Here is a 212-nt window from a genome sequence, read left to right on the forward strand (position 1 = left end):
TTTGAGGGCATCCGCCGCGACGCCTACTTCAGGGCGTGGGTGCGGTGAGATACCGCTGGACCGTGGGTCCAAGCCAGTCCACGATCTCCTCGCGGCCGAGCGCCATGCTCGCCGGGAACCGCAGCACGTAGCGCGTCAGCGCGAGCCCCAGCACGGTCGAGACGCACAGTGCCGCCCGCGCCTGCGCCTGCTCCGGCTCGTGGCCCGCCGGC

The 212-nt window shown here is 72.6% G+C and carries 1 protein-coding gene; it reads right to left on the minus strand.

Annotation, left to right across the window (positions count from 1 at the left end):
- Positions 1-28: 28 nt before the first annotated feature.
- Positions 29-212: TetR/AcrR family transcriptional regulator (locus J0695_RS39115; RefSeq protein ID WP_443727060.1), on the minus strand; the 184-nt coding region annotated here is incomplete at its 5' end.

The organism is Streptomyces beijiangensis, from assembly GCF_017315755.1.
Classification (GTDB): domain Bacteria; phylum Actinomycetota; class Actinomycetes; order Streptomycetales; family Streptomycetaceae; genus Streptomyces; species Streptomyces beijiangensis.